This window comes from Streptomyces sp. NPDC054841 (genome assembly GCF_053611045.1).
Window position 1 is genome coordinate 1 of sequence record NZ_JBSGZO010000393.1, and the last position, 8,169, is coordinate 8,169.

Annotated in this window: 9 protein-coding genes, 1 tRNA gene and 2 pseudogenes; 6 read left to right on the forward strand and 6 right to left on the reverse strand. The window is 69.8% G+C overall.

The genetic code is table 11. The features are described from left to right. A pseudogene (locus ACWGI8_RS34220) lies at positions 1-527 on the reverse strand (hypothetical protein); the annotation flags it as partial. Between the two features lie 46 nt (positions 528-573). Next, positions 574-1,662: a hypothetical protein gene (locus ACWGI8_RS34225; RefSeq protein ID WP_453666959.1), complete on the reverse strand. Its 1,089-nt coding sequence runs from the start codon at positions 1,660-1,662 to the stop codon at positions 574-576. A gap of 227 nt (positions 1,663-1,889) precedes the next feature. On the opposite strand from ACWGI8_RS34225, the gene ACWGI8_RS34230 reads away from it, so the two are divergent. The 4 genes and pseudogenes from ACWGI8_RS34230 (at position 1,890) to ACWGI8_RS34245 (ending at position 4,477) form a co-directional block, all read left to right on the forward strand. Beyond that, positions 1,890-2,543, forward strand: coding sequence for a TetR/AcrR family transcriptional regulator (locus tag ACWGI8_RS34230; protein ID WP_453666961.1), 654 nt, complete (start codon positions 1,890-1,892; stop codon positions 2,541-2,543). A gap of 135 nt (positions 2,544-2,678) precedes the next feature. After that, the gene (locus ACWGI8_RS34235; RefSeq protein ID WP_453666963.1) at positions 2,679-3,146 is read left to right on the forward strand and encodes an ester cyclase; all 468 of its coding nucleotides are present in this window, start codon (positions 2,679-2,681) and stop codon (positions 3,144-3,146) included. A gap of 315 nt (positions 3,147-3,461) precedes the next feature. After that, positions 3,462-4,033 (forward strand): annotated as a pseudogene (locus tag ACWGI8_RS34240) (NADPH-dependent FMN reductase). 69 nt (positions 4,034-4,102) lie between these two features. Continuing rightward, positions 4,103-4,477, forward strand: a complete 375-nt coding sequence (locus ACWGI8_RS34245; protein WP_453666965.1) for a nuclear transport factor 2 family protein — start codon at positions 4,103-4,105, stop codon at positions 4,475-4,477. A 9-nt stretch (positions 4,478-4,486) separates the two neighbouring features. On the opposite strand, the gene ACWGI8_RS34250 is transcribed toward ACWGI8_RS34245, so the two are convergent. After that, positions 4,487-4,612, reverse strand: a complete 126-nt coding sequence (locus ACWGI8_RS34250) for a hypothetical protein (RefSeq protein WP_453666967.1) — start codon at positions 4,610-4,612, stop codon at positions 4,487-4,489. An 83-nt stretch (positions 4,613-4,695) separates the two neighbouring features. After that, positions 4,696-4,769: transfer RNA gene (locus tag ACWGI8_RS34255), tRNA-Pro, on the reverse strand. A gap of 125 nt (positions 4,770-4,894) precedes the next feature. On the opposite strand from ACWGI8_RS34255, the gene ACWGI8_RS34260 reads away from it, so the two are divergent. Next, entirely contained in the window at positions 4,895-5,617 is a 723-nt protein-coding gene (locus ACWGI8_RS34260; protein ID WP_453666969.1) for a transketolase, read from the forward strand. Between the two features lie 38 nt (positions 5,618-5,655). Next, positions 5,656-6,567, forward strand: coding sequence for a transketolase family protein (locus tag ACWGI8_RS34265; protein ID WP_453666971.1), 912 nt, complete (start codon positions 5,656-5,658; stop codon positions 6,565-6,567). 20 nt (positions 6,568-6,587) lie between these two features. On the opposite strand, the gene tgmB is transcribed toward ACWGI8_RS34265, so the two are convergent. Together tgmB and tgmA are read right to left on the reverse strand one after the other, a co-directional pair. After that, the gene (gene tgmB, locus ACWGI8_RS34270) at positions 6,588-7,526 is read right to left on the reverse strand and encodes an ATP-grasp ribosomal peptide maturase (RefSeq protein WP_453666973.1); all 939 of its coding nucleotides are present in this window, start codon (positions 7,524-7,526) and stop codon (positions 6,588-6,590) included. Between the two features lie 15 nt (positions 7,527-7,541). After that, positions 7,542-7,733, reverse strand: coding sequence for a putative ATP-grasp-modified RiPP (gene tgmA / locus ACWGI8_RS34275; protein WP_453666975.1), 192 nt, complete (start codon positions 7,731-7,733; stop codon positions 7,542-7,544). Between the last annotated feature and the right edge of the window lie 436 nt (positions 7,734-8,169).

Below are 8,169 nucleotides of genomic sequence, written 5' to 3' on the forward strand. Positions count from 1 at the left end.
ACCAGGACCTGGTCGGCCGGGCCGAACCCGCCGACGCGCACGTCGGAGGCGCCACCGCCGGAACCCCCGCCGCCGTGCGCGCCGCCGCCGCCCGCGCCGTGGCCGTATCCGCCGGGGCGGGCGTACTCCCCGCGCCGGGAACTGCCGGGGATGCCGGCCGCTCCCACGGTGAGCTGAAGGACCTGACCGGGGGTGACGGTCAAGGTGGCTCGGGTGTGGCCGCCCAGGCCGCCGGGGGCCCCGGTACTGGGCGGGTTGGGAGTGACGTACCCAGCCGCGCTACCGCCTTCTGCTCCGAACAGGTCCACGGTCACGGCGCTGACCCCGGCCGGGACGGTGAAGGTGTCCGTGCCGGGCTCGGTCCAGCTGCATCCGGCGCCGGGGTCGGTGGTGCGGGTGCCCGTGGCGCCGCAGACGGCCTCGGCCGCGCTGGCCGCTGCGGGGTTCGGGGCGAGCGCCGCGGCGAGGAGCACCGTGGCGCCTGCCAGCACCAGAGCGGGGGTTCGCGCAGGTCGCAATGTGTTCATGTGTCAGTTCTTCTGCTGTCTCCGGGGGATGGGATGCCGTGCGGAATCAGGCGCCGTCGTCGGCGCACAGCGCCCATGCGTCGGTGTAGGTGTTCGGGGAACCGCCTCCGCCGGTGTGGGCATCGGCGGTCCAGTACGCGGCCGTGGTGGTTCCGTCGCCGACCGGGCTGCCGCCGGAGGTGCTGGGGTAGCTGCCGTTGAGGTGGTCGCCGACCGAGCCGGGGCCGGTGAAGTTGGTGGTGGTGAGGCTGCCCCCGCTGATCGCGGCGCTGCCGCTGACCAGCGTGCCGTCGCCCTCGCCGCAGCCGGCTGTGGCCGTCTGCCCGGTGGTGGCGGCGGTGGGACCGCTCACCGAGGTGTGGCGGACGGTGACCGTGGCGCCGCTGACGTCGATGCCGCTTCCGCTGCAGATGGCATAGGCGTAGGTGGTGTTGTTGCTGTTGCCTCCCCCGCCGTTCCAGCCGACCGCGGTCCACGAGTCGGGGTTGGTCTCACCGTTGGCGGCGGCCTTCTGGCCGAAGCCGTGGGCGGAGTTGTTGAAGGTGGGGAAGCTTGCGATCGGCTTGAGGCTGCCGACGCTCGCCGGGGTGATGTGGGCGCCGCCGCCGAGCAGGCGGGTGTTCGCGGGACAAGTGGCGGTGACGAGGCCGACGGTGCCGCTACTGGTGGGTCCGGCCAGCTTGTTCATCACCACCTGGGTGTGGTTGACGAGGCCGCTGCTGAAGCACATGGCGTACGGGGTGCTGGAGAAGGAGCCGTTGACCGCTCCCCCGCTCCCGCCGATGCCCAGCCAGTGGGTGACGTCGGTGCCGACGACCCCGGTGGAGCCGAGGTACTCGGTGCTGCCGTCGGGGCTGGGCACGGTGCCGTTGACCTTGTTGCCGTTGGAGGAGCTACCCGTTCCGATGGTCTGGCTGATGCCGCCGCCGGAGACCAGGCCGCTGGAGCAGGCGGCATCGGTGGTGATTTCGGCGAACGTGGCGGCGGGGCCGGCAGTGGCTCCGGGGGTGCGGACGGTGACCCCGACGGAATTGGCGTACGCGGCGAGAGGCACGGTCACCGCCAGAGCGGCACCCGCCACGAAGGCGAGGGCCCGGCCCAGGTGGCGAGGGCGTCGACGAAAGGCAGGGTTCATGGGATCCATCTCCTCGGATCTCCGCAGGGTGGCAGCCCGGTGCGGCGGGCGGCAGATGTGCACCGTAGCAGCGGAATGAGCCTGCATCTATGGGTCGTTCATGGAGTGAGACCTCGCATATGCGAGGTTGATGGACCTTCGCGCTCGTCAGCCTCTGGTGCGGGGCCGGCCCCCTTGATCCGCGTCACGCTGAGAGCTGGAAGTCCAGTTCAGGCGACAGCTTGACAATGAAGTCAAGCAGTCGCTTGAGTTCAATCGTGAGGCCAGAGAAAACAGACCTTCGCCGCGAGGCCGGTCAGCGAACGCGGGACGATCTGCTGTCGGCTGCTCTCGAGCTGCTTGCGCAACGGGGGCAGGAAGGCGTGACCCTCCGTGAGATCACCCAGAACGCCGGAGCCAACGTCGCCGCGGTGAGTTACCACTTCGGATCACTGAAGGCGCTGTGCGATGTGACGATCGAGCACGCGCTGGAGCGATATCTGGACGCGCAGATTCGGGAGCTCGACGCTCTGGCCGGGAGCGCGACGCTGAGCGAGTTGGCCGAGGCCTTCGCACGGCCGATGGTGAGAGCGCTCGTGGCCGGGGGGCAGGATCTGGCCGTGATGCGGACCGTGGCGCGGATGGGGATCGATCCGCCCGAAGGGTGGGAGAAGCTGGCCGGAAAGTTCGAGCAGGCCCGACGGCAGGCGGTGCGGGTACTGGCGGCGAACCTTCCCGACGCCGACGAGCGGGAGCTCGTCTTCCGTGTCCGCTGTGCGGCCGGGATGCTGAACTGGCTCGCACTGGCGCCCATCGGGGCCGAGCTGGGGGCCGAGCCCGCCGAGCGGGTGGAGCGGATGCTCATCCCCGCGGTGGCCGGCGCGCTCCGGGGAGCCCGGTAAGCGCCTGATACCGCCGAATGGGCCATGCCGGCCCAGCGCCACGATGAATTCAAGCGTTCGCTTGACAAGGCAGCCGGCCCCTGCCCACAATTTCAATCAAGTATTTGAATGGATTCTCTCGCACAGGAGGGCACCATGAACACCGACGCGGAGACCGTGGTCCGGGCGGCATACCGAGCGGCCGAGGGCAGCGTCCTGGACGTGCAGGGCTCCGTAGACCTGTTCGCCGAGGACGGCGTCTTCAACAACGTCGTCGCCGGCGAGAGCTACCGCGGTGAGCACCTTGGCGACCTGGTCGCCTTCATGGGAGCGCTCGCGCCCGACGTGCACCGCGAGCTGCACCGGTTTCATGTCATGGGCGACGTCGTCGCGGTCGAGCTGACGATCCAGGGCACCTTCACCGGGCCGTTCGAGACACCCGCCGGCACCATCCGGCCGACCGGCGCCGAGCTCAACATCCCCACGGCCGACTTCTGGTACGTCGAGAACGGCAGGATCAAGGAGTTCAACTGCAACGTCGGCCTCAGCGTCATGCTCGCCCAGCTCGGCGTGCAGCCCGACTTCGCCTCCGCCGTCACGGCGTCGGCCGCCGTGCCGAGCTGACCGAACCGCTCCGGTCGACCCCCGCACCATGCTGCCGCGCACCGCGCCCGCCCGATCACCGACCTTCCGGGCAGCGCATGTCCCGCAGACGCTAGTGCCGTGGCCGGAACGGTTCACCGGCTCGCGACGCCCTGCACGGCACCTCGCTGCGTTGTCGCATCACCCAAGTACGTCCAGTACGAGGGCGATACTCCGCCTTGCGATGCGTCCCCTCGGCCCTCCGGGCCTGGGGAGACCCCATGCACCGGACGCCGCGAGCTTCCCGGCAAACCTTTCCGGCCACGGCACTAGACACCACGAAGAGGCAGGCCAACCATGCCCACCATCGGCATCATCCTCGGCAGCACCCGGCCCAACCGCGTCGGAGACCAGGTGGCGCGCTGGGTCCTCGACCACGCCTCGCGCCGGACCGACGCCGGCTTCGAGCTGCTCGACCTGCGCGACCACCCCCTCCCCCACCTCGACGAGCCGCTGCCTCCCTCGGCCAGTACCAGAACGAGCACACCCGGCGCTGGGCCGAGACCATCGCCGCGTACGACGGATTCGTCATCGTCACCCCCGAGTACAACCACGGCGTCCCCGGTGTTCTGAAGAACGCCCTGGACTACCTCTACGCCGAGTGGAACAACAAGGCCCTCGGCCTGGTCTCCTACGGCGCCGCGGGCGGCGCACGCTCCGCCGAACAACTGCGCCTGGTCGCCGCCGAGCTCCAGATGGCCGACGTGCGCCAGCAAGTCATGCTCTCCCTGTTCGCCGACTTCCAGGACTTCGGCGTCTTCAAGCCCGGCGACCGCAACCTGCGCGCGCTGGACACCATGCTCGACCAGGTCATCGCCTGGACCTCGGCCCTCGCTTCGCTTCGGACCGCCCCGCTCGTCGCGACCTGACCCGCTCGGCCGCGCGGACCGGTGGACCTCCGCTACAGCGACCGACCAGCCCACACGAACGGACTCACCATGACCAGATCCGCCGCCGACCTGATGCGAGTCAACCTTCTCGAGGTGTTCAACGAACCCGACCCGGACCGTCGGGCCGCGGTCATTGCCGAGAACTACGCCGAAGGTGTGGTGTGGCATGAACCCGACCGCATCAACCGTGGGCGCACGGAGCTCACGCGCCGCGCCGCAGAGTTGCGTGCCGAGAACCCGGACTGGGTCTTCCGACCCGCAGGCGGCGCGTCGGAGCTCGACGACATCGGCCACCTCGGTTTCCAGTACGGCCCGGCCGACGGTCGACCGCCGATGGTCAGCGGCATGGACATCGCCCGAACCAGGGACGGCGCCATCATCGAGCTCTACACGATCGTCACGGAGATCCGTCAGCCGTCCTAGGCAGAACACTCAGCCGGCATCCGCGAGCATCCCCTCGGACAGCGTCCACAGGCTCCGGGCCCCGGCCGGGTCAACGGCGTAGCGGGCCACGCCGAGCACCATGGCGAACCAGCCCCGAACCGGGCGTGCGACCACATTGCGACCACCACACCCCCGGACGCACGAAAGGCCGTCCTCTCATTCATGAGAGAACGGCCTCCGACCTGCGTAATGCAGAGTCGGGACGACAGGATTTGAACCTGCGACCCCTTGACCCCCAGTCAAGTGCGCTACCAAGCTGCGCCACGTCCCGATGCCCGTCTGACCTGGGGTTTCCCCCGGCCGAACGCGCACGAGAACCATACCGCACTTCGCCCGGTGGTCACGAACCGATTGCCTGTTGACCTCAAGTGCGGTTGAAGTTGCACGGTGGGTGCCATGACGAACACGGCGCTCACCGATGTGCGGGACCCCGCACGCGACTACCGGTACCAGGATCTGCACCGCCTCATGGGCCTGATGACGGGCGACGAGAAGCACGGGCCCGCCGCGACCTCGACGCTCGATGCACTGTGGGTGCTCTACGACCGGGTGCTCCAGGTGGCGCCGGAGACGGCCGGCGCGCCCGGCCGGGACCGGTTTCTGCTCTCGAAGGGGCACGGGCCGATGGCGTACTACGCCATCCTCGCCGCGAAGGGATTCTTCGACGAGGAACTGCTGACCGGCTTCGGCTCGTACGACTCGCCGCTCGGGCACCACCCCGACCGGATGCTCGTGCCCGGGGCCGAGATCGGCAGCGGGTCGCTCGGCCACGGGCTGCCGCTGGCCGTCGGGACCGTGCTGGGGCTGCGGGCGCAGGGGCTCACCGATCCGCGGGTGTGGGTACTGATCGGGGACGCCGAACTGGACGAGGGCAGCAATCACGAGGCCCTCGCATACGCCGGGCCCGCGGGGCTCGAGCAGCTGCACACGCTGGTGATCGACAACGCGTCCGCGTCCTACGGCCGGCCCGGCGGCATCGCCTCGCGCTTCGAGGCCGCGGGCTGGTCGGCCGAGACCGTGAACGGCCGGGACCACGAGGCGCTGCACGAGGCCTTCACCGCACCGCACCCGGGCCGGCCGCGGGCCGTCGTGGCCCGGGTCGAGCCCAAGAACGCCTGACGAGCACAGTCGACCACCACAAAAGGGGGATATTGATCATGGACACGATGCGCGACCGCTTCATCTCGACCACCACGCGCCTGCTGGACGAGGACCCGCGGCTCGCCCTGGTCCTGGCCGAGATCAGCAGGGACGGCTTTCGGCACGCCGAGCGCAAGCACCCCGACCGGGTGATCAACGTCGGCATCCGGGAACAGCTGATGATCGGGGTCGGCGGCGGGCTGGCGCTGACCGGTCTGCGGCCGATCGTGCACACCTTCGCCAGCTTCCTGGTGGAGCGGCCGTTCGAGCAGGTCAAGCTGGACTTCGGGCACCAGGGCGCAGGCGGGGTCCTGGTGAGCGCAGGGGCCTCGTACGACTGGCCCGCGGGCGGTTTCACCCATATGTCACCGGGCGATGTGGCGCTGCTCGACACCCTCGACGACTGGACCGTCCATGTGCCCGGGCATCCGGACGAGGCGGAAACGCTGCTTCGGCATGCCGCTGCCGCCGGGGACGACCGGGTGTACGTCCGGCTGTCCCTGCAGTCCAACGAGCACGCGCGGACGGTAGACGGCTCCGGTTTCCTGACCGTACGGGAAGGCCGCGGCGGGACCGTGATCGCCGTCGGACCCATGCTCGACAACGTCCTGGCAGCGACCGAGGGCTTGGACGTGACCGTGCTCTACGCGACGACCGTACGCCCCTTCGACGCGGCGACGGTGCGCCGCGCGGCCGGCGGCGGAGCGGCCGACGTGGTGATCGTCGAGCCGTATCTCGCGGGGACCTCGACGGCCGCCGCGAACGACGCCCTCGCCGATGTCCCGCACCGGGTGCTCGGCCTGGGAGTCGCCAGGCAGGAGTTGCGGCGGTACGGGCAGATCGAGGAGCATCTGACGGCACACGGCCTGGACCCGGCGGGCCTGCGGACGCGCATCGAACGGTTCCTGGCCCCCGCCGACCAGCGCTGAGCCGACGCTCCGGCCCCGCCTTACGTCTGCTCCCGCGCCGGCGGCGCCAGCCAGGACGCGACCGCTTCCGCGATGGGCTGACCGGTCTCCAGTTCGATGAAACCGAACTGGCCTCCCTGGTTGCACTCCAGGAACCACCAGACGCCCTCCTCGTCCTCGGCGAAGTCGAAAGCGGCGTAGGCGAGGCCGGCGAGGCTCACGTAGTCGCGAACGGCCCGGGCGATGCGGTCCGGGACGTCCGTGGCCGCCCAGGCATGGCCGGTGTCGCCATAGCGCCCGTCCACCTGTCCGGACACGGTCGCCTTCCGGGCGGCGAACAACCGCCCGCCGACCGCGGTCAGCCGGATGTCGGCCTGCTTGGGGATGTACTGCTGAAGAAGCGTGGGTGCGGCCGCCACTCCGGCGAAGTCGGTGTCCGGGCCGATACGGGTGGTGGGCAGCGCGACCGGAGGATCGCCGGACGGCGGGCCCGAGGCGGCTTTCACCACGATGTCCCGGTACTGAGCCGCGAACTGACGGGCCACTCGCGGGAATGTGGTGATGACCGTGGGCGGTACGGCGAAACCACTGCGGTGCGCCAGACCCAACTGCCACGGCTTGCAGCGGGCCTGCGCGGAGACGCAGGGGTGGTTCATCCAGCGTACGGTGGCGGAGTACAGCATTCCGTACAGGGCCTGCTCGGTCTCGGCGGTCAGCCACTCCGAGGGCTCGGGGGCGTGCGCCGCCGGATCGCCGGGTCTGCGCACCCATATGGAGCGCAGGGCCCCCATGCTCACCAGGCGCCCGTCCGTCGACAGATGGCCGTAGAAGTCACCGCGGACGTACTCGGCCGACAGCGCGGCTTCACCAGGAAGGTCGGCGGGATCGAGGCGCACCAGGGGGACACCGCGGTCGTGCAACTTGGCGACCACCATGTCCGCCGTGACGTCCTCCCGGGACGTCAGGATCAGCACAGTCATCAGTGTGCCGGGCCGTCAGTCGTCGAAGTGCGTCTTGGAACCGGCGGTGGACGTCGTCGTACCGGCGGCCAGGATCAGCTCGCGGTCGTTGATGGCAGGCCGCCCGTCCGGCAGCACATTCAACTGGAGAGCGGAGTCGTACGTGTAGGACACGACGACCGCTGGACTCTCGGCCGGAAGTACGTAGTTGAGTACGAACGGTCGCATGAGTCTCCTTCGTCGACTGTCGGTGCACACGTAACAGTACGTGCCGATGTTGTAGGGCACTCATTACGTTCCGTCACTTTCAGTTGAGGTGGGCGTGAATGTCATCACAACGGACCCGACCCCATCGAATAGACGGGCGAGCGATCGGGTGGGGTTCCCAAGTCACGTCACAGAATGCGGCGTTGACTCATGCGGTCGTGGCGTCGGCGCAGCCGCGACCAGCGCCTTCCGGCGGACCAGAGGCCGGTGGGGGCGCATCGGAACGGCCGCCGCCCGGACACGCGAAGTACACGCGGGGCGCCGCGCACGGCGCACCTCAGTGATCAGCCTCACAGAGCCGGCGCGACGCCGCGACCCTCGCTCAGCAGGCCGGACTCGGCCCGGAACAGCTCCGGGCGACCTCCGTCAGCAGGATGCCCATGCGCCAGATGCCCGT